Origin of the sequence: Antarcticimicrobium sediminis (genome assembly GCF_004348975.1) — a bacterium.
Classification (GTDB): domain Bacteria; phylum Pseudomonadota; class Alphaproteobacteria; order Rhodobacterales; family Rhodobacteraceae; genus Antarcticimicrobium; species Antarcticimicrobium sediminis.
In genome coordinates, this window is record NZ_SMFP01000013.1 from 12,294 (window position 1) to 32,174 (window position 19,881).

At 62.4% G+C, this 19,881-nt stretch carries 17 protein-coding genes; 7 read left to right on the top strand and 10 right to left on the bottom strand.

Annotated features, from left to right (window positions below; genetic code table 11):
• The first annotated feature begins 37 nt into the window (after nucleotides 1-37).
• From E1B25_RS17170 to hisC, 5 genes are read left to right on the top strand one after another with little or no spacing between them, the layout of a single operon-like run.
• Entirely contained in the window at nucleotides 38-856 is an 819-nt protein-coding gene (locus E1B25_RS17170) for a transporter substrate-binding domain-containing protein (RefSeq protein WP_132830803.1), read from the top strand.
• Between the two features lie 56 nt (nucleotides 857-912).
• Nucleotides 913-1,560, top strand: a complete 648-nt coding sequence (locus E1B25_RS17175) for an amino acid ABC transporter permease (protein WP_132830805.1) — start codon at nucleotides 913-915, stop codon at nucleotides 1,558-1,560.
• Nucleotides 1,560-2,219, top strand: coding sequence for an amino acid ABC transporter permease (locus E1B25_RS17180; protein WP_245510749.1), 660 nt, complete (start codon nucleotides 1,560-1,562; stop codon nucleotides 2,217-2,219). The genes E1B25_RS17175 and E1B25_RS17180 overlap by 1 nt, the downstream gene beginning before the upstream one ends.
• 1 nt (nucleotide 2,220) lies before the next feature.
• Nucleotides 2,221-2,997: an amino acid ABC transporter ATP-binding protein gene (locus E1B25_RS17185; RefSeq protein ID WP_132830808.1), complete on the top strand. Its 777-nt coding sequence runs from the start codon at nucleotides 2,221-2,223 to the stop codon at nucleotides 2,995-2,997.
• 17 nt (nucleotides 2,998-3,014) lie between these two features.
• On the top strand, nucleotides 3,015-4,124 hold the full coding sequence (gene hisC, locus E1B25_RS17190) for a histidinol-phosphate transaminase (RefSeq protein ID WP_132830809.1): 1,110 nt from the start codon (nucleotides 3,015-3,017) through the stop codon (nucleotides 4,122-4,124).
• On the opposite strand, the gene E1B25_RS17195 is transcribed toward hisC, so the two are convergent.
• From E1B25_RS17195 to E1B25_RS17220, 6 genes are read right to left on the bottom strand one after another with little or no spacing between them, the layout of a single operon-like run.
• Nucleotides 4,121-5,920 (bottom strand): AMP-dependent synthetase/ligase, encoded by a 1,800-nt coding sequence (locus tag E1B25_RS17195; RefSeq protein ID WP_206338577.1) that lies wholly within the window; start codon nucleotides 5,918-5,920, stop codon nucleotides 4,121-4,123. The genes hisC and E1B25_RS17195 overlap by 4 nt on opposite strands.
• Nucleotides 5,921-5,930: 10 nt before the next feature.
• Nucleotides 5,931-6,740 (bottom strand): ABC transporter ATP-binding protein, encoded by an 810-nt coding sequence (locus tag E1B25_RS17200; protein ID WP_132830812.1) that lies wholly within the window; start codon nucleotides 6,738-6,740, stop codon nucleotides 5,931-5,933.
• Between the two features lie 7 nt (nucleotides 6,741-6,747).
• Nucleotides 6,748-7,917, bottom strand: a complete 1,170-nt coding sequence (locus E1B25_RS17205; RefSeq protein WP_132830814.1) for an ABC transporter substrate-binding protein — start codon at nucleotides 7,915-7,917, stop codon at nucleotides 6,748-6,750.
• Between the two features lie 35 nt (nucleotides 7,918-7,952).
• On the bottom strand, nucleotides 7,953-8,996 hold the full coding sequence (locus tag E1B25_RS17210; RefSeq protein WP_132830815.1) for a branched-chain amino acid ABC transporter permease: 1,044 nt from the start codon (nucleotides 8,994-8,996) through the stop codon (nucleotides 7,953-7,955).
• Nucleotides 8,997-9,881, bottom strand: a complete 885-nt coding sequence (locus tag E1B25_RS17215; protein ID WP_132830817.1) for a branched-chain amino acid ABC transporter permease — start codon at nucleotides 9,879-9,881, stop codon at nucleotides 8,997-8,999.
• On the bottom strand, nucleotides 9,878-10,714 hold the full coding sequence (locus E1B25_RS17220) for an ABC transporter ATP-binding protein (protein WP_132830896.1): 837 nt from the start codon (nucleotides 10,712-10,714) through the stop codon (nucleotides 9,878-9,880). Before E1B25_RS17220 ends, E1B25_RS17215 begins: the two co-directional genes overlap by 4 nt.
• Nucleotides 10,715-10,984: 270 nt before the next feature.
• On the opposite strand from E1B25_RS17220, the gene E1B25_RS17225 reads away from it, so the two are divergent.
• Nucleotides 10,985-11,623 (top strand): TetR/AcrR family transcriptional regulator, encoded by a 639-nt coding sequence (locus tag E1B25_RS17225; RefSeq protein WP_132830819.1) that lies wholly within the window; start codon nucleotides 10,985-10,987, stop codon nucleotides 11,621-11,623.
• Here the strand turns inward: E1B25_RS17225 and rpoN are convergent.
• Both rpoN and E1B25_RS17235 read right to left on the bottom strand, forming a co-directional pair.
• Nucleotides 11,586-12,914 carry an RNA polymerase factor sigma-54 gene (gene rpoN / locus E1B25_RS17230; protein ID WP_132830820.1) on the bottom strand — a complete coding sequence of 443 codons (1,329 nt, stop codon included), beginning with the start codon at nucleotides 12,912-12,914 and terminating at the stop codon, nucleotides 11,586-11,588. The genes E1B25_RS17225 and rpoN overlap by 38 nt on opposite strands.
• A 42-nt stretch (nucleotides 12,915-12,956) precedes the next feature.
• Complete coding sequence (locus E1B25_RS17235) at nucleotides 12,957-14,237, bottom strand: CobW family GTP-binding protein (protein WP_206338578.1); 1,281 nt, start codon at nucleotides 14,235-14,237, stop codon at nucleotides 12,957-12,959.
• 522 nt (nucleotides 14,238-14,759) lie between these two features.
• Between E1B25_RS17235 and E1B25_RS17240 the strand changes: the two genes are divergently transcribed.
• The gene (locus E1B25_RS17240; protein WP_245510750.1) at nucleotides 14,760-16,682 is read left to right on the top strand and encodes a sigma-54-dependent Fis family transcriptional regulator; all 1,923 of its coding nucleotides are present in this window, start codon (nucleotides 14,760-14,762) and stop codon (nucleotides 16,680-16,682) included.
• Between the two features lie 85 nt (nucleotides 16,683-16,767).
• Here E1B25_RS17240 and E1B25_RS17245 read toward each other — a convergent pair whose 3' ends face one another.
• Nucleotides 16,768-17,598: a hypothetical protein gene (locus E1B25_RS17245; RefSeq protein WP_132830823.1), complete on the bottom strand. Its 831-nt coding sequence runs from the start codon at nucleotides 17,596-17,598 to the stop codon at nucleotides 16,768-16,770.
• Nucleotides 17,595-19,859, bottom strand: coding sequence for a hydantoinase B/oxoprolinase family protein (locus tag E1B25_RS17250; RefSeq protein ID WP_132830825.1), 2,265 nt, complete (start codon nucleotides 19,857-19,859; stop codon nucleotides 17,595-17,597). The genes E1B25_RS17245 and E1B25_RS17250 overlap by 4 nt, the downstream gene beginning before the upstream one ends.
• Nucleotides 19,860-19,881: the final 22 nt, after the last annotated feature.

The following is a 19,881-nucleotide window of genomic DNA, read 5'->3' on the forward strand; positions in this document are numbered from 1 at the left end:
CGCGGTCTGCAACCCCGGACCCAACAAGGAGAACCGCATGACTATTAAAAACACGCTGAAAGCCGCCCTGTTCGGCCTTACCGCCCTCGGGATTTCGGCACCGGCCTTTGCTGACCAGCTTGCCGACATCAAGGCCGCGGGCAAGATCGTGACCGCGACCGATATGCACTATTCCCCGTTCGACATGATCATCGACGGCACCTATCAGGGGATCACCAAGGACATCTTTGACGAGGTCTCGAAAGAACTGGGCGTCGAGCCGCTGTATCAGGACATTCCGTGGACGGCAGAGCTGCCCGGACTCGAAGTCAAGAAATTCGACATCATCATCGCGCCGGTGACGATCACGCCCGAGCGGCTGGAACGCTATGCCTTCAGCCTGCCGATCGCCGACGCGACCGTTGGCCTGATCCGCAGCGCCAATGACACCGAGACCAAAGCGCCCGAAGACATCAAGGGCAAAGCCGTCGGTGTTCAGCAAGGCACCGCCCAGGCGGCCCAGCTTCAGATGTTCGGCGACAAGATCGGCGGCATTACGATGAAGGAATACGGCACCACCGACGAAGCCTATGCCGATCTGGCAACCGGGCGTCTTCAGGCTGTGGCCGGCTCGCTGCCCAACCTTGCTTATCTGGTCAAGGCGCGGAGCGAAACCTTTGCCCTGCTTGAGCCCACCACCTTTGGCGAGCCGAAGTACTTTGCTTGGGCGATGCGCAAGGATGCCGACAGCGCGTCTTTCGTTGAAGCCATCAACACGGCCTTGCTGAAAATGACCGATGACGGCCGCATGAAGGCGATCCAGGAAAAATGGCTGGGCGTCAATCCCGTCCTGCCGCGCGAAGTTCCGCAAGATTGATCCTGACTGCGGGCCGAGAGTGATCTTGGCCCGCACCACCAAAAACGGGGGCTGCCGTGTTTTCCTGGACCACCTTTTGGGAGAGTTTCATTCCGCTGCTCTGGGCCGCGCGCTTTACGGTGCTGGTCTCGGGCCTAGGGATCGTATTGGGGCTGGGGATCGGTGCGCTGATCTGCGCCGGCGCCCTTTCGCCGTGGAAACCCATGCGCATCTTTGCCGCGCTTTGGGTCAGTTTCCTGCGCGGTGTGCCGTTGCTGGTGCAATTGCTGCTGGTTTATTTCCTGCTGCCGGTGATCGGCATCAACGTGCCCGCGCTGGTGGCCGCCGTGGGCACTGTCGCGATCTGCGCAAGCGCCTATATCTCGGAAATCTGGCGCGGCGCGATCAATGCGCTGCCGAGGGGTCAGACCGAGGCGGCGAAGGCCATTGGCATGGCGCCGCTGTCACAATGGACGCGCATCATCCTGCCGCAGGCGATCACGATGTCGCTTCCGGCGCTGATCAACGAGCTGATCCTGCTGGTCAAGGCGTCATCGCTGGTTTCGGTGGTGGGCATTTTGGAAATCACCCGCGCCTCGCAGGCGCAGGCGGCGACCACGTTTCGCCCGCTTGAGGTCTATCTGGCGGCGGCCTGCATCTATCTGGCGATCAACCTCTGCCTCGCCGGGGTGGGACGCTGGCTTGAACACAGGATGGCAGTCTGATGAACGATTTGCTTGCTCACTACGGCCCGTTCCTGCTGCGTGGCTTTGGCATGACGGTGCTGTGCTGGCTGCTCGGCACAGTGGGGGGAATGGCGCTTGGCCTCGCGATCGCGCTGATCCAGCGCTATAGTATCGCGCCGGTCCGCTGGGTTCTGCGCATCTATATCGAGGCAATCCGGGGCACGCCCTTTCTCGCCCAGCTGTTCCTGCTGTATTATGGCGGGCCAATGTTCGGGCTGCGGCTTGATCCGATCCCGGCAGGACTTTTGGGGCTGTCGGTCTATAGCAGCCCCTATTTTGCTGAAATCTTTCGCTCGGCCTTTGGGGCGGTTCCGATTGGCCAGATCGAGGCCGCGCGCGCCATCGGCATGAGCGAACCGTCCATCGTGCGCCGGATCCTGCTACCGCTCGGGTTGGTATCGGCGCTGCCGGCCATGGTCAATTTTTCGATCGTGCTGACCAAGGAAACGGTGATCCTGTCTATCATTACCGTGCCGGAACTGATGTATCAGGTTCAGCGCATGTCGGCGGAAACCTTCCGTTATGTCGAGGCCAATCTGGCCCTCGCCCTGTTCTTCTGGGGGCTCGTCGAGCTCATCTCGCGCCTCGGACGCCGGTTCGAGACCCGCATCACCAAACATCTGATCGAAAGGACGTGACATGGTCCGGGCTTCTTCCGTCGAGATCCGCAAGGTCAACAAATTCTACGGGCCATTTCACGCGCTCAAGGACATCGACATGTCCATCGCGCCGGGCAAGGTCACCTGCCTGATCGGCCCCTCGGGGTCGGGCAAATCCACCCTGTTGCGCTGTGTCAATTTCCTTGAGGAATACAACTCGGGCGAGGTTCTGATCGACGGCGAGTTGATTGGCTACGAAACCGCTGGCGGTAAAAAGATGTCGTCGCGCCGGTTGCGCGAGATGCGCCGCACCATCGGGATGGTGTTTCAGCAGTTCAATCTTTGGCCGCATATGACAGCGTTGCAGAACGTGGCCGAAGGGTTGATCCGCGTGCGCGGCATGGCCAAATCCGAGGCCGAGGCGCGCGCCGCGGACGCCTTGGAAAAGGTCGGGTTGGGCGACCGGATGAGCAATCACCCGTCCCGTCTGTCCGGTGGGCAGCAACAGCGGGTAGCGATCGCCCGCGCCATCGCGATGGAGCCCCGACTGATGCTGTTTGACGAGCCGACCTCGGCGCTTGATCCGGAGCTGGTGGGCGAGGTGCTGAGCGTGATGAAAGCGCTGGCCGCCGAGGGGATGACGATGGTCGTGGTCACGCATGAAATGGGCTTTGCCGCCCATGTCGCGGATAAGGTCGCCTTTATGGAACAGGGCGAACTGGTGGCGATGGACGAGCCGGCTAACATTCTTCACCATCCTGAAGACCCGCGCATCCAGTCCTTCCTGCGCACCTATCACGAGCGCAACAGCTTCTGAGCGAAAAGAGAGTTTCGATGTCCGACCATGCCCCCCTTGCCCTGCGCCCGGAGCTGTCCGCGCTTGCCCCTTATAATTCCGGTCTGACGCTGGCAGAGGTTGCCGCGCGCCCCGGTGTGACGCGGATCGCCAAGCTGGGGTCGAATGAAAACCCCTATGGCGCGGCCCCCGGCGTGACAGCTGCCGTGGCCGCGGCGGCCAGCCAGTTGCATCTGTATCCCGATCCGTCGGGGCATGATCTGTGTGCGGCGGTGGCGGCACTGGCAAGCGTGACGCCGGATCAAGTGGTGCTGGGCGACGGGTCAGAGGATTTGCTTAACGTGTTGGCGCGGGCGCTGCTGCGGCCGGGCGACCGGGTGATCACGCTGTATCCTTCGTTTCCGCTGCATGAGGATTATGCCCTGATGATGGGGGCCGAGGTTGAGCGGATCGACCTGACGCCCGAAGGCGAAATCGACCTGTCGGCGCTGTTGGCGGCGGTGGCACGCCCGGCGCGGCTGATCTTGCTGTCGAACCCGATGAACCCGGCCGGGCTTTGGCTTGATCCGGCGGCGCTGGACCATCTGATGGAGGCGCAACATCCTGAAACGCTGCTGTGCATCGACGAGGCCTATGTCGAATACAGCGATCCCGCCCGCTATGTTTCGGCGCTGGAGCGGATGGCCGGACACGACAAACCGCTCCTGGTGCTGCGCACCTTTTCCAAGGCATGGGGGCTTGCGGCCCTGCGGATCGGCTATGGCGTGACCAACGATACCGAGCTGCGGCGCGGGCTTGATCTGGTGCGGACACCGTTCAACGCCAACCATCTGGCACAGGTGGCCGCATTGGCCGCGTTGGAAGATCCCGGGACTATGGCGGCGGCGGCGGCGCGTATCGTGGCCGAGCGCGACCGTGTGGCCGAAGCGCTGCGCGACGCGGGGTTGCGGGTGCTGCCCTCGATGGGGAATTTCCTGTTCTTTGACGCGGGCCAGCCCTCGGTCGATCTGGCCGAGGCCCTGCTGGATCACGGGGTGATCGTGAAGCCGTGGAAACAGCCCGGCTATGAAAGCTGGGTGCGCGTCTCGATCGGGCTGCCCGCCGAGAACGATCAGTTCCTGCAGGCGCTCGCCGCCGCGCGAGGTTAGGCGTAAAGCGCCTCGATCTCCCCGGCGTATTTCTCTGATATGGCGGAGCGGCGCACCTTCATGGTGGCAGTGACCTCTCCGTCGTCATGGTCCAGCTCTTTGGTCAAAAGGTGGATTTTTCGGATTCGCGCGACATTGGCAAGCGTTGCATTGGCGCGGGCGACCTCGGCCTCGACCAGCTCGCGCACGGCGGCGTTTTCGGTCAGGTTGCGGAAATTGGTATAGGCGATGCCCTGTTCCTCGGCCCATTTGGCCGTGGTGTCGAACTCCACCTGAATCAGAGCCGAGACAAACTTGCGTCGCTCGCCGATGACGATGCATTCCTTGATATAGGGGCTGGATTTCATCGTGTTCTCGATCTCGGACGGCGACAGGTTCTTGCCGCCCGCCGTGATCATGATGTCCTTCAGTCGGTCAACGATGCGGTATTGTCCATCCGTGACCTCGGCCACGTCGCCGGTATGCAGCCAGCCGTCAAGGATCGTGCTGCGGGTTGCCTCGTCATTCTTATAATAGCCGGCAAACACGCTGTCGCTGCGGATCAGCAATTCACCGGCCTCACCAAGGCGCATTTCGGCGTTCACAATCGGCTCGCCGACCATGCCGGGATCAAGCCGCGACAACCGTTGACCCAGCACCACGCCGCTGGTTTCGGTCGCGCCATAGACCTCGAGCAGGGGCACGCCAAGGGTGCGGAAATATTGCACGATTGCGGGTGAAATCGGCGCCGCCCCGGTCATCGCCATGCGCGCATGGCGCAGCCCAATAAAGTTCTGCAAGGCGCGGAACACCAGCCAGTACCAGAATTGAAACCTCAGCTTCTGTGCGAGGCCGCGCTGGTTCGGCGGGGTGCTTGCAAACCCGTCGCAGGCGGCAAGCGCGCGCTCGTACAGCACCTTGCGATAGCCCCCCGCTTCGAGCATGCCGATATGGATCGCGGCGTGCAGCTTTTCCCAGATCCGGGGCACCCCGAGGAAATAGGTCGGGGCAACCTCGCGCAGGTCTTCCTGCACGGTTCTGAGGCTTTCGCCGAAATTGATCTGTGCGCCGTGATAGAGCGGGCCGAAGACGGTCATCGTCTGTTCGGCCACATGGCACAGCGGCAGATAGCTGAGGTAGCGATCGGCCGAGGTCAGGCCCAACAGATCCCCCAGCCCGAGGGCCTGAGCGCGGATATTGCGATAGCTGAGCATCGCGCCCTTGGGTTTGCCGGTGGAGCCCGAGGTATAGATCATCAGCCCGATGTCATCGGGTCCAAGCTGGTCGAGTATGGCGTCGGTCATCCCGGGGTTGGCCAGACGGTCGGCGCGCCCCTCGGCCTCCATCTGGGCAAAGCTGATGACCTGACCTTCGGGATAGGCGCGCATGCCCTTGGTTTCCATCACTACGATCCGGGCGAGTTTGGGCAGCATGTCGCGGATCTCGAACACCTTGTCGACCTGTTCCTGATCTTCGCAGATCACGACCGTGCTGTCGGAATGCTCCAGCACATATCCGACTTCGGGGGCCGGGCTGGTGGAATAGACGCCAACGGTGATCGCCCCGGCGCATCCTGCGCCCAGCTGGGCCAACACCCATTCGATCCGGTTTTCGGACAGGATCGCCAGATGTCCGCGCGCATCCAAGCCCAGAAGCTGCAGCCCATGGGCGACGTCGCGGGCGCGGTCGAAATACTGCGCCCAAGTGGTCGGCTGCCAGATGCCGAAATCCTTTTGACGGATGGCAATCGCGGCTCCGCGGCTGCGGGCCTGTTCGCGCAACATGGCGGGCAGGATGAGATCGGGAAAGTCGGTCATCAATAGGCCCTCAGGACAGCCACCGTTTGCGGCGTTTGTAATGTTTGATATCACGGAAGGATCGGTTTTCGGCACCGCCGGACTGGCCCAGATAAAACTCGCGCACATCATCGTCGGCCATCAGCCGTTCGGTCGGCCCGTCGAGCTGGATCCGGCCGTTTTCCATGATGTAGCCGAATTGCGAAATCGCCAGCGCCACAGCGGCGTTCTGTTCCACCAGTAGCATGGAAACCCCGGTTTCACGGTTGATATGGGCGATGATGGTAAAGATCTCCTCGACCAGCAACGGTGACAGGCCCAGCGATGGTTCGTCCAACAGGATCAGCGACGGGCGGGCCACCAGCGCGCGGCCAATCGCCAACATTTGCTGCTCGCCCCCTGACAGGTATCCGGCGCGGTTGTGGCGGCGCTCCTTCAGACGGGGAAAATAATCATAGACCTGTTCAAAGTCAGCGGGGGCGCCGCCACGGCCCGTGAGGGCATATGTGGCGGCGACGAGGTTTTCCTCGACCGTGAGATCTTCAAAGATGCGGCGTCCTTCCATGACGTGGAACAGCCCGCTGCGCACCAGCGCATGTGGGGACAGGCCCGCCGTGTCTTTGCCGTTGAACCGGATCCGGCCTGCGGTCAGTTCGCCGTTTTCCAGCGACAACAGATTTGAAACCGCCTTCAAGGTCGAGGATTTTCCAGCGCCGTTCGATCCCAAAAGGGCCACGATCTGGCCTTTTGGCACCTTGAGCGACAGACCGCGAAGCGCCTGAATCGACCCTTTATAGGTCAGCTCGATATTCTCGATCTCCAGGATCGTTTCCGCGGTCATGTTCTGTTTACTCCACGTTGATCCAGTCCGACACGGGTAGCATTTTGCCCTCTGCCGCCGAGAACTGGTAAACACGTCCGACCGGAATGGAGTTGCCCGGCATCGAGATCGGCAGACCCATGATGCCGCCGGTGTCGAAATCCTTGATCGTGTTCATTGCCGCCTTCAGGTTGGCGCCGTTCATCTCCTTACCTTCGGCCAGTACGCGTTTGGCGCTTTCGACCATCAGCATGGCGGACAGGAACCCCTGCATATAGCCGGTGGATTGGTACTCGGGCCGCATTTCGCGGATCTTGTCGAGCATCGGGGCATTGTCGGCGTCATCATAGTAATAGCGGTAGGGCATGACGCCCATGTAGCCGTCCGCCGTCTCGCCAACCGTTTTCCAGAGCGAGGAGTCCATCGACCAGAACGTGCCCATGAACTTGGTTTCCAGCCCCAGCGCCTTGGCCTGGCTCATGAATTCCGGTTGCGGCGCCAGAATGTAGCCGTGCGAGATCGCATAGTCGGGCCGCGCGCGGCGCAGTTTCAGCACTTCAGTCGAGACATCGACCGAGCCGGGAGGTGTGATGATTTCGAGCACCACATCTAGGCCCAGCTCAGCGGCGCGGGCCTTCGCTGCGGCGATCGGATCGCGCCCGAATTCGGTGTCGGAGTTGATCAGCGCGATCGAGGCGCCCGGCTTTTCCTTGGCGATGTATTCCAGCAGGATGTTCACCATCTCGGTGTAATCCGGGCCGGGAATAAAGGCATAGGGGTAGGCTTCGGGATTGTTCAGTTCAGAGGCAAAAGACGCCCCGCCCATGATCATGGACCCCTTGCGCACAAGCTCTGGCGCGATGGTCTTGGCGAACCCGGTGCTGTCGCCGTAATAGAGGTGAATTTCTTCCTGGCTGGTCAGCTTGTTGAAGACGGCGACCGATTGGTCGACCTTGTAGCCGGTGTCTTCATAGGCGAGGCGCACCATCTTGCCGTCGATCCCGCCCGCGTCGTTCACCAGTTTGATATAGTCGGACATGCCGGCCTCGATCGAGATACCGGCAAAGGCAAAGACCCCGGTCATTGGCAGTGACCCGCCAATGACGATGTCCTCCTGCGCCTGTGCGGCGCCCATGCTCAGGCCAAGACTGGCGGCCCCGGCAAGCAGGCCCATGGCCATACGTCGTGTTGTTTTCATGTCTCTTCTCCCTGTTGATCTTGTTTTGGGGTCTGCTACGTCCTGAACGGCCAGAGCCGGAAATACCGGCGTATCCTCTGGATGATCTCGGCCAGACCCTGTGGTTCAAAAATAAGAAACCCGACAATCAGCGCCCCGAACACCACGGTGCGGACCGGCGACAACAGCGCCCCCGCATTGGGCACCAAGGGGCTGATCCATTCCATGCCAAAGCGCAACAATTCCGGCGCCAGCGTCATGAAGATCGCCCCGGCGATGCCGCCGATGATCGCCCCCATGCCACCGACGATGATCGCCGCCAGCAAGAAGATCGAGGTCAGCAACGGGAAGCTTTCTGGCGTCACGACCCGAAAGAAATAGGCCCAGAGCCCGCCCGCCATGCCGGCGTAGAACGAGGCGATAGAAAAGCTCATCAGTTTGTAGCGCAACAGCGGGATGCCAAGCACTTCGGCGGAAATATCCCGGTCGCGGATCGCGATAAAGGCGCGCCCGATCCGGGTTCGGAACAGGTTGGCCGCGCCAAGCACCATCACGGCGGTGATCGGCATGATGACCCAGTACAGCCGGAAGTAGGTCGCCAGTTCGATCCCGAAGATGCTGAGCGGGGGCACATTGATGCCCGTCGCCCCGCCGGTGATCCCGTCAAAATGGATAAAGCAGAAATGCAGGATGAACGAGGCCGCGATGGTCGCAATCGCGAGGTACAGCCCCTTGACCCGCAGGCTGGGCAACCCGACGAGTATGCCAAAGGCGGCCGCCACCAGCCCGCCCGCGATCAGGTTGATAAAGAACGGCGTGCCAAGCCGTGTTTCCGCCCAGGCCACGGTATAGGCCCCCACCGCCATAAAGGCGGCATGCCCAAGCGAGACCAGCCCGGTGAACCCGGTTAGGATGTTCAGTCCGGTCGCGGCAGTCACGTTGATCGCAACGAGACAGGCGAGGTAAAGCCAGTAATCGTTCAACGCGAAGGGCAGCGCCACCAGAGCGGCCAGAAAGATCGCCATCCAGACGCGTTGCGGCTGCGTCGTCAGCAGGGCCTCGTCAGCGCGATAGGATTCTTTTGCGGTGCCAATGATCATTCAGAGTCTCTCGATCTCATGGGTGCCGAACAGGCCGTAGGGGCGGATCATCATGGCGACGATCAACAGGCCAAAGGTCACGACGCTGGTATATTCACCGCCAAGATAAGTGCTTGCCCAGGACTGGATTAGACCAAGCGCTAGCCCACCGATCAGCGCCCCAAGGATACTGTCCAGCCCGCCGACGATCACCACCACCAGCGCGGACAGGCCAAAGACCCCCATGGTGGTGGAAATGCCGCCGATCGCCCCCAGCAATACGCCCGCGCCCGCCGCCGTGGCGCAGCCGACGATCCAGGCCACCGAAAACACGCCGGGTACGTTAATACCGCAGGAATAGGCCGCCGCCTGATCGGTCGCGGTGGCGCGCAGGGCAACGCCTCCGCGCCAGAACCGGAACAGGGCCAGAAATACGCTTATGGTCACCCCCGCCACGACAAAGGCTACGGCGATCTTGCGCGATACGTAGGCTTCGCCCAGAAACAGCGGCGTGGTCGAAATAAAGGCCGGAAGGGACTTGGGTTCCGCGCCCCAGATCAGTTCCGCCATCCCGACCAAGATCGAGCCCAACCCGACCGTCACCATGAAGACCGAGATCGGGTTCTCCCCCAGCATCGGGCGGATCACCCCCCGCTCGACAATGCCGCCAAGGAGACCGCCGCCAAGGATCGACAGCGGCAGCGCCACCCAGGCTGATAGGCCCAAACCCGCCGCAAAGGCAAAGAACAGATAGCCGCCGAGCATCAGCACTTCGCTGACCGCCAGATTCACCACCCGCGTCGCCTTGTAGATCAGCACAAAGGCCAGCGCCGTCAGCGCCAGCAAGGCGCCCGATCCCAGACCGGCAAGCGAGATTTCGATAAAAAACAGAAGGTCACCGCTCATGTCGCGCCCTCTGCCGCCAAGCGTTTCATCAAGGCCGCGGGATCGCCGCTGCCCAGATAGGCCGCCGCCACCTGTGGATCGGCCTGCACCTCGGCCGGTTTGCCCGAGGCAATGACCTGACCAAAGTTCAGCACGGTCACATGGTCGGAAATATCCATCACCAACCCCATGTCATGTTCGACCATCAAAATTGTCACGCCCCATTCCTCTTTCACATCAAGGATAAAACGGGCCATGTCCTCGGTCTCTTCCCGGTTCATGCCGGCGACGGGTTCATCCAGCAGCAGGATCCGGGGCCGCATCGCCAGCGCACGGGCCAGTTCCACGCGCTTTTGCAGTCCGTAGGACAGCACCGAGACCGGCATGTTCCGGATATGGTCGATTTCGAGAAAGTCGATGATCCGCTCTTCGACTTCGCGGCGCAGCGCCTCTTCTTCGCGGGCGGCCGGTCCGGCATAAAAGAACGCCTGAAGCAGGTTGGTCTTCATGTGCCCGTGACGGCCCAGCTTGATATTGTCGAGCACGGTCATGCCGCGAAACAGCGCGATGTTCTGGAACGAGCGCGCCATGCCAAGGGTGGCGCGGCGCGGCGGGCGCAATCTTGTGACGTCCTGCCCATCCAGCATGATCCGTCCCGAACTGGGGCGATAAAATCCGGAAATACAGTTGAAGACCGATGTTTTGCCGGCGCCATTGGGCCCGATTACCGCCGTGATCGACCCCGGCTGCGCCGAGAACGTCACACCGCTCAATGCCTTGATGCCGCCGAACCGAAGCGTGACATCTTCGACGCTCAGCCCCGCAGGCGCATCCCAAGTGTCCTGCGCCGACACGAGGTGCGGCGAAGGCGTGGTGCTTTTTGGCACAGATCTCCTCCCTTCAACGAGGTCTATATCGCTCGTCTTCCGGTGACGTTACTGCACAGTAAGCAAAATACGCAACGGTAATTTTTGCTATCTTCTGCCGTAGCGTGCAGGCCCTGCCGGATCGGATCAGCGGGCGAGTTTATCTTCGCTAAGGTCACTGCCCGGCAAGTGTTTGACCTTAGGTTACTTGCGAGTATACAAATCACTCAAGTCAGTGCAGTCGAACGGAGCGAGATCATGAGGCAAGCCGGCAGCACATCCTCGCCTTGGGTTTCACGGCGCGACCGTGCAGCAGAGCGGCAAAGCAAGCGGGACGCGGTGCTGTGCACGGCTGTCCGGTTTTTCAATGCACAGGGGTTTCACGCTACATCGTTGGATGATGTCGCCAAAGCGTTGAGCGTCACCAAGCCGACGATCTATCACTATTTTTCCAACAAGGACGAAATCCTGTTCGAATGTGTCCGGCTGGGGCTGGAAACGATCCGGGATGCAACCGAGGCTGCGCATTCAGATGGTGGACCGGCGCGGGACCGGCTTGAAACCTTCATGCGGGAATATGCGCTGGTGATGACGCGGGATTTCGGGATCTGCGTGACCCGGACCTCGGACGATCAACTGGGAGAGGAAAGCCGCGCCAAGTTCCGGGCGCTGAAGCGTGAGATCAACGAGGGCCTGCAATCGCTGGTCGAAGAGGGCATGCGCGACGGATCGCTAGCGCATGGCAATGCGCAGGTGGTGGCCTTTACCGTGGCGGGCGCGCTGAACTGGATCGCGCGCTGGTATCGCCCCGACGGGGGGATGAGCGCGCAACAGGTGGCAGACCATACCGTGGCCACACTTATTCATGGTTTGATTCCGCGCGCCCCGGCATCGTGACCGTGTCGTCCGGGTGTTGCCGCGCACGGCGCTTGGCCGCCGCAGGATGGCCGGCATCCCGTCGTCGGTTTGCCACCGTGCGTCTGGACACCGCGAGTCCGCGCCCGGCCAGCTGCTGCGAAATCTCGCTGTCGGTCAGCGGCGCGGTCTTGTTCTCGCCCTGAATCAGCGCGGCGATCATCGCGGAGAGCGCCGCGGCGGGCACCTGCGATCCGTCGCCCTGTTTGGTGCCGCCCCGCGCAAAGAACGCCCGCAACGGCACTGTCTTACTCGGGGTTTGAACCAACAGGCCGCTGCGCACCCGGCCAATGGTGGTTTCATGCAGCCCAAGGTCTTCGGCGACATCGGCGCAGCTCAGCGGGCGCAGATGCGTGGCACCGTGGTCCAGAAAATCCCGCTGCGCCGACAGAACATGGGCGGCAACCCGCAGAACCAGCGCGTTGCGCCGCGACAGCGTCCGGTCGATCCAGCGCGCCTCGGCCCGGGCCGCGCGATAGTCCGCCCCTGACAGCGGGTCTACCGTGATCTTTGCGGTGGTCTCGGCGTTCAGCGTCACCTGCCACTTTCCCTGTGTATCACGCTCGGCGATCAGATCGGGGGGGCGGCGCAGCTCGGGGGCCGCGTCGAACCGGATTCCCGGCTTGGGATCAAGCTGGCGCAGGCGGGTGACCAGTGCCGCAAGAGTCTCTGCGTCGACCTCACAATGCGCCATCAGCGCCGCCGTGTCGCCCTGCGCCAGCAACGGCAGCGCCTGCAACAACCGCGCCATCGCCGGGCTGAGCGCGTCCTGATCGAGAAGTTGCAGCCGCAAGCATTCGGCCAAAGACCGGGCAAAAAGACCAGCCGGCTCCATCTGGTGCAGCCGTTCAAGGATCTCTTCCGCCTTGCGGGGGGAACAGGCGGCCTGCTGCGCAATCTCATCGACCGGGCTGCCCAGCCAGCCACTTGGCTCTAGCGCCTCGGCGAAAATCGTGGCGATGTGGGTATCCTCGGCGCTTCGGAACAGCAGCCCGATCTGGCGCTGCACATGCGCATAAAGCCCGTCCGCCTGCGCCGCCAACCGGTCAACTTCTTCGCCGCTGCCCAGAAGCGCCAAGCGCCACGGGCGTGGCACGCTGCGAGGGGGTGGGGCAGGGACCGGAAGCGTGACCTGCAAACAGGGGTTCTCCGCCGCCTGTGCGATCAGGTAGCCGGCCAGATCCGCGTGATCCATTTGCAGCAGTCCCATGGCCTGCTGCATCATCTGAGTCATGCGCTGCGACGTGCTTTGTTGCAGGCGAAGCCCGATCATTCCCGGCCCCTTCTGCGTGGCAGGGGCGATCGCCCGTCCGGTTCAGCCATGGGTGCGCGCCTCGCCCAGAAAACGCGGCTGGATCACGAACGCTTCTGATGCCAACCCGGCGCTGGGGCTTAACGGCAACCGCTCCGCCAGCCAGCCACGGGTTGCAAGATCACGCCGCGCCGCCGCTTGGCGCAGCGCCGCACGGTCGCCGGGTATATTGGCCAGCCGGGTTCGGATGCCTGCCTCGTCCCCGGCGGTGAGATCCTCGCCGATAAATACCAGCAGCCCGCGCCGATCTGCCAGCGGCCCGGACTTGGGCCAGCCCTCCAGCCGGACCGGGGCATAGGCGGTCTCCTCGACGCATTGCACTGCCATCGGCACCTCGAGACCGGGCAACGCCACCAGCCCTTTGACGCGCAAAAGTTTGCCGGCCCAGTCCGACAGGATCTCTCCCAGAGCGACGGAAAAGCCGCGCCATCCGGGGGCCGCATCAAAGGTGACGACGAAACTGCGGACCCGGCCGCTGTGCGGCGTTGCAGGGGTGCCGGTCCCGCCTGCGGACATTGCCGGAAGCGCTGCAGTTCCATGGCCGTCTTTCGCGGAAGTGACCCCGCCTTTCCACAATGTTCCACCCAGCCAACTGTTCAGATCGCGCGGGCTGTCTTCAGTCGCGTAAAGCCCGCTTGCGAACAGATCCTGTGGATCCGCGGCCCCATGATCCAACACGACCCGCGGCGCGGTCGGGTTCAGCACAGCAAGCGCCCGGTCCACCGCGTCGCGCTCCACCTGTCCGGCCAGATCGCACTTCGACAACAACAACCGATCTGCCATGCTGATCTGCACAACGGCCTCGCGGTGGCGGTCGATCTGATCGCGCACGCGGGTTGTATCGACCACGGTGAGGATCCCGTCGCAGCGATAGCGCGCCGAGACCAGACGATCCTCCATCAGCGCCCGCAGCACGGGCCCCGGATCGGCCAGCCCGGTGGTCTCGATCAGCACCCGGCTTACCGGGGGGATTTCACGGCGCGCCATACGGTCGTGCAGACGCATCAATGCCGCCATCAGATCCCCCTGCACGGTGCAACACAGGCAGCCCGAATCAAGAATCACCAGCGCATCATCGATTCGTTCGACAAGGTGATGATCGATGCCGATATCGCCCAGTTCGTTGATGAAAACGGCGACACCGGCCATATCTGGCCGGCTGACGAGGCCGTTTAAAAGCGTGGTTTTTCCGGCCCCCAGAAACCCCGTCAGGACCGTGACCGGCACCCGACCGCTGCCCTGCGGGCGGATCATTTCGCCCAGGGTAAAGTTGTTCCCACCCATGTTTTTTCTCCTTCTCCTCCTCTAGGGGAAGCAGGTTTCTTACCGTTGCGCTGCGGCGTCCGCAGTTCAAGCGGTTTGTCGCGCCTGCGACACTAACATCCTCCGCGCAGCGACCGAGTATCGGACGGTGGCGTCCGGAAATCGAACGCGGTGGCGCGGGCCGCGTCTTTGTCTTGGGGCACCTGAAAATGGGGTGCGGCACTTTGCGGGATCCACCCGATCTTGACCTTACGGCAAGTTCTGCGCAGCGTTCCTGTGCACGCCGCGACACCACGGATGGCACGCGGCGTCAGGCTTTGGTGACCAGTATGTTTTGTCCAATTCTGAATTGGTGTTAGGGTAGCCCGAGCAAACGATACGCGTTTAGGAAACGGGGTGGCGGATGCATCGTGCAATGTTCCGGAGGGGGGGCACCTTGCGCAGCAGGACCAGCATTCGCCACGCTGATAAGGGAGGAAATACCGGATGCCCGGCACGGCTTTGCGCCAAAGACTTTCACGTCCTGAAAACGACCATCAGATTATGTCGTCCTGGGAAAGGTTCATGGACGGGCAGGATGCCGGTTCGGACGCATTGCGTCGATTGATCGACGATTCCTGGCGCCGCTGCCATGGAGCGGTGGATCCGGGTCGGGACGGCGCCCCACCGCCGGCGGCGGGGGACGCGCTGTATGATTTGCTGACAGACAATGAGGAACTGGTACAGGCCAGCAGCGCGATTACTGCCTCGGCCCGTGATTTTCTGTTTGAAAGCGGCACGGTGATGGTTCTGACCGACGCGACCGGTTCGGTGCTGAACGTCGAGGGAGACGACTCCCTGCGCGACCCGACCGAGGCCATCCACCTAATGCCCGGCGCGAACTGGAGCGAGCAGACCACTGGCACCAATGCCATCGGCACCGCGCTGGAAATTGGCCAGCCGATCCAGATCCATTCGGCCGAGCACTATTGCTCGGGTATCCAACGCTGGTCCTGTGCCGCCAGTGTGATCCGCGAACCCTCCAGCGGCGCGATTATCGGCGCCCTCGACCTGTCTGGTCTGAACGAAAGCTACAGTCGTCATACCCTGTCGCTGGCGATCACCGCCGCCGGGCGGATCGAAAACCGTCTGGCGCAGCGCGATCTCAAACTCCGCTACCGTCTGCTCGACCTGTGTTTTGACCGGTTGCGGATGCCGGGGCGTGACGGCGTCATCGTATTTGACCGCACCGGCACGCCGATCAAGACCAACGAGCGCGCCGCCGCCTTGATGACGGAACTGGCAAAAGACCACGACGGTCGGGACATGGCGATCCGGGATCTGACGATGCCTTGGCGCAAGGGGCGGGTCGCCCCGGAGAATATGCCCGAATGGGTCGACCGCGACTGGATCGAGCCGATTACGATCGACGGGCAACGACTGGGCGCTGTGCTGGTGTTGCCTGACCGCTCTGCCGTGGTGCGGCGCGCACCCTGCCGGGAGGTTTCGCAGGGCAGCCCGAAGGTTGATCCGTTTGCGCGGCTGAGCGGGCAGGCCCCGGCCTATTGCGAGGCGGTGCGCCGCGCGCGCTTGCTGGCCAAAAGCCCGGCACCGGTGTTGCTGCTGGGCGAAACCGGGGTCGGAAAGGATGCGTTCGCCCAAGCCTTGCACGAGAGCGGGCCAAAGGCGGACGGCGCCTTCGTCGCGGTCAACTGTGGCGGTTTCTCACGCGAGCTTTTGACCAGCGAACTGTTTGGCTATGCTGAGGGGGCCTTTACCGGCGCTCGGCGTGGCGGCATGATCGGCAAGATCGAGGCGGCGGACGGGGGCGTTCTGTTTCTGGATGAAATCGGGGAAATGCCGCTTGACCTGCAACCGCATCTGCTGCGGGTTCTGGAAACCGGAGAAGTCTATCGCATCGGCGAGAATGAGCCGCGCAAGGTGAATCTGCGCCTGATCGCGGCCACCAACCGGGATCTCAAGACCGCGGCGGCGGACGGCACCTTTCGTCTTGATCTGTTTTACCGGATCGCGGTGACGACGCTGGATCTGCCGCCGTTGCGGGCGCGGGTCGGGGATCTGCCGGTGCTTGCCGCGCATCTTCTCACGCAGATCGGCAAACGCTATGAAAGCCCCCCGCCAGAGATTGATCCGGCGCTTCTGACCTCGCTTGCAGCGCACGACTGGCCGGGCAATATCCGCGAGCTGCGCAATGTGCTCGAAGGCATGTTTCTGGAAAGCGGTGGCGACAGGCTGACGCCCCGGCATTTGCCGCAGGATCTGCGACAGGCGAAAGCACAGGCCGACGCGGTGCAGGGGATGTCGCCACTGCAACTGGCCGAGCGCGACGCGATCCTCGCCGCAATTGAACACAACCGGGGCAATCTGACCTCGGCCGCGCGCGATCTCGGGATCGCCAAAAGCACCCTTTATGTTCGGCTCGACAAGCTGGGGCTGAAGGACGGGGTGGAACAGCTGCGCCGATAATAACGACAGCCGATAAAACGAGAAACGGCACCCCGAATCCGGGATGCCGTTCTGCCATAGGGGGTAGTCCTGACGGGGAGAGGGGTCAGGCCGGAATCCCCTGTAGCTGCGCGACCGCATCCAGAACGGACTCGGGCGGGTGATCGACGGGAATTTGCGCATAAAGGAACTGCGCCGGCCCCGCCTTGGGCAGATCGCCGCCAGCGAAAAGCGCGGCGCTGACATCCCGGCCCTGTGGGGCATCGCCCTCGCCGATCACCGCATCAAAGCGCGCGGCGTCTTCGGGGGCCACACCGCGCCCGACCACCGCCCAACGATAATGCCGCGCGGCGTTCAGCAGCGGCGCATAGCGATCCGCCGACCCCGGCGTCTCACCTTCTTCGATCAAGAGCCCGCCAACAGGGCGTTGCGCCACGCAGCGGATGAAATCGGCGACATACATCGCCGCGTCCTCGGTCGTGTCCGCGTCGACCGAGGGTGCGCGTCCGGCGACCTGCTGCGCCTCGGCCAGCCAGGCCCCGGGGGCGGGCATCGACAGCACCAGCGGCACCTGCCCCTGAAGATGGGCGCCGACGGCCTCGGCCACCTCGTCCAGCAGGGCACGCGGGCCGTCCTCCTCCAGCATCCGCCGCAACGGATAGGTGGCGCGCCGTTTTGAGCCCATCTCGGCGGCCAACTCCGGGTGGCGTGCCTGCCACGAGCGGAACAGATCGCCGACATTCACAACCGCTACGTCCGAACGCAGCAACCCGCGGGCCTGGGTGAAGAACGACAGGTACTTTGCCGCGCCCTCGGCCCATGGATCGCCCTGCGCGCCCAGCAGAAGCCGGCGGGCATAGCCCGACGACTCCAGCCAGACCCGCAGCGCCTTCGTGCCCGTGGCGTCGGGCAGATCATCTGCGAGATGTTGGCTCATTGCTTTTCGTCTCCCGCAACCCCGGCGGCGGTCAGGCGCGCTTCAAGCTCGGCAATGCGCACATCCTTGGGGTGCATCATGTAGTTGGGCCGGGGTTCATCCGCGCGGCGGGTGATATCGGGCGCGCCCATATAAAGCGTGTCGATGTCATCCCCCCAGCAGCCGAAATAGGGCAGATGCGCCGGCGGCTTGGGCTGGTTCCAGCCCTTGATGAACTCGGCATAGGGCGTCGAGCGTGCGATGCGGGCCTTGCGTTCCTCGTCGCGCGCCTGTTCAGTTGCCTCAAAGTCGATGGCAAGAGTTTTGGGGTCAAAGACCACCTTGTAAAGCCGCGCGGCCACTTCGGCCGACATCAGCCCTTCTTCGATATCCTTCACCACGTTCACCGGGTCACGTTCCAGCAGATCGCCATAGCCTGCGCCAGCGCCCTGACTGATCATGAACAATTCACCGCGCTTCGAGATTTCGAACCCCATACCCATGTGATGGGTGCTGTATTTCGCGTCCTCGAAGGGCTGCTCGTTCATGATTTCTTCGATCGAGTGGCGGAATTTCTCCGGCTCGTTCATCAGGACATCGTAGACGTCCACATCCTTGACCTTGCACAGCGGATAGGTGCCGCAGGCATAGCCACCGAACAGACCCTGCAACGGCGGGATCTTGGCGCCCTCAGCGGTGGTCATGAAGCCCCACTGTTCCGAGTCCTTGGTCGACACCATCATCGAATAGCCTTGGCCGCCGCGATACTTGCCCGGTGCGATGGCGTCGCGTGTCATCTTCTTGGACACCAGTTGCAGGAAGGGAACTTCTTCTTCGTTCAATTCCTGTTCGCCAATATCGGCCATGGTGGCAAAGATCGGGGCCAGTGCATGTTCGCCATCCCGGTCCGATGTGGCACCTGCCCCCATGCCGTTGAGATCGGCGCAGAGGTTGCCCAAGGTCTCGCCATGCTGGCTGACACCGCCCCAGATGAAGGTGTTGATCATGTTGAAGGTCGGCGCATGCACCTTGGTGAACTTCTCCGGGCAGGAGTAGAGGAACTTTGCCACCGCATGTTGCCCGGCGGTGAAGCCGGTGAAGATCGACATCAGCGATTGCGAGTTCGGCGCGTCATAGGAACAATCCACGATCGAATGCGGATCGGTGATTACCTCGATCGGCGCAAACGCCGCCTGTCCACGCGGCAGGTCGGGCCAGACGTAGCACAGGAACACCTGTGACAGCATGCCCTTGAGACCGGCAACGATGGTGTTGGTCGCCCGGTTGGTGAATTCCGGGCTGGAGCCGCGGAAATCAAAGATCAGCCGGTCGCCGGTTTTGGTGAGCTTGCAGTTGATCTTGACCACGCAGTTTTCGCGCAATGTCGAATCCTGAATGATATAGCTGCGCACGGTCATGTCCGGCCATTCGGAAATGCGGCGTTTCACCTCGGCGCGCACGTCCTCCATGGTCAGGCGCAGGGTCGAAACCAGCGCGTCCGGGCCATCGGATTTCAGCGTTTCTTCGATGCGCTGCTTGATCCGCAGGCAGGCGAAAAGTTTTACCTTCATGTCCTCGTATTGCAATTTCGGTTCGCGTACCGAGTTCTGCAGGAAGGTCAGCACATCGCGCTTGATCTGATAGTTTTCGACCACCTTGAACGGCGACATCTTCAGCCCTTCGTCGCTGGGGCTTTCGGCCATCGAGGGCATGCCGCCCGGCTCAATGGCGCCGTTCTCGCCTTCATGCACTGTCGAGGCGACCCAGCACAGCAGCTTGCTGTCATGGAAGATCGGCAGGATCATCGACTGGTCGGTGTTGTGGACGTTGCCGTAACGGCTGTCGTTGTGGATAAAGCCGTCGCCGTCCTTCACCCCGACGGTGGGCTCGTTGATCCAGTTCTTGATGATGAACTTGATCGGGTGGTGGACCAGGGCCGAAAAGATCAACACCCCGCCCGCCGAGGCGATGGCGAGATCGCCGCTGGCCGAATAGACGCCGGTGATCACGTCACCCCATTTGGCGCCTGGGGCCGCCCCCATCTGTTCGACCATTTCAAAGCCTTCGTCGCAGCCCGACTGTAGCCGGTCGCGGATCTTGGCAACGATATGATTGTCGGACACCTTGGCGATTGCTGCGTCTTCGTCTTGGGTGCGCGGCATCAGGTCGTGGTTTTGCATGATCTCGGGATCGGGGCCGAGAAACAGCGTGGTGTCATCAAGGAACTTCTTGATGAGGTTCATTTCTTCCAGCGACGGGGCCGTTGTGTTCATATCTTTCATGTCTGTCTCCTCCTGTCGGATT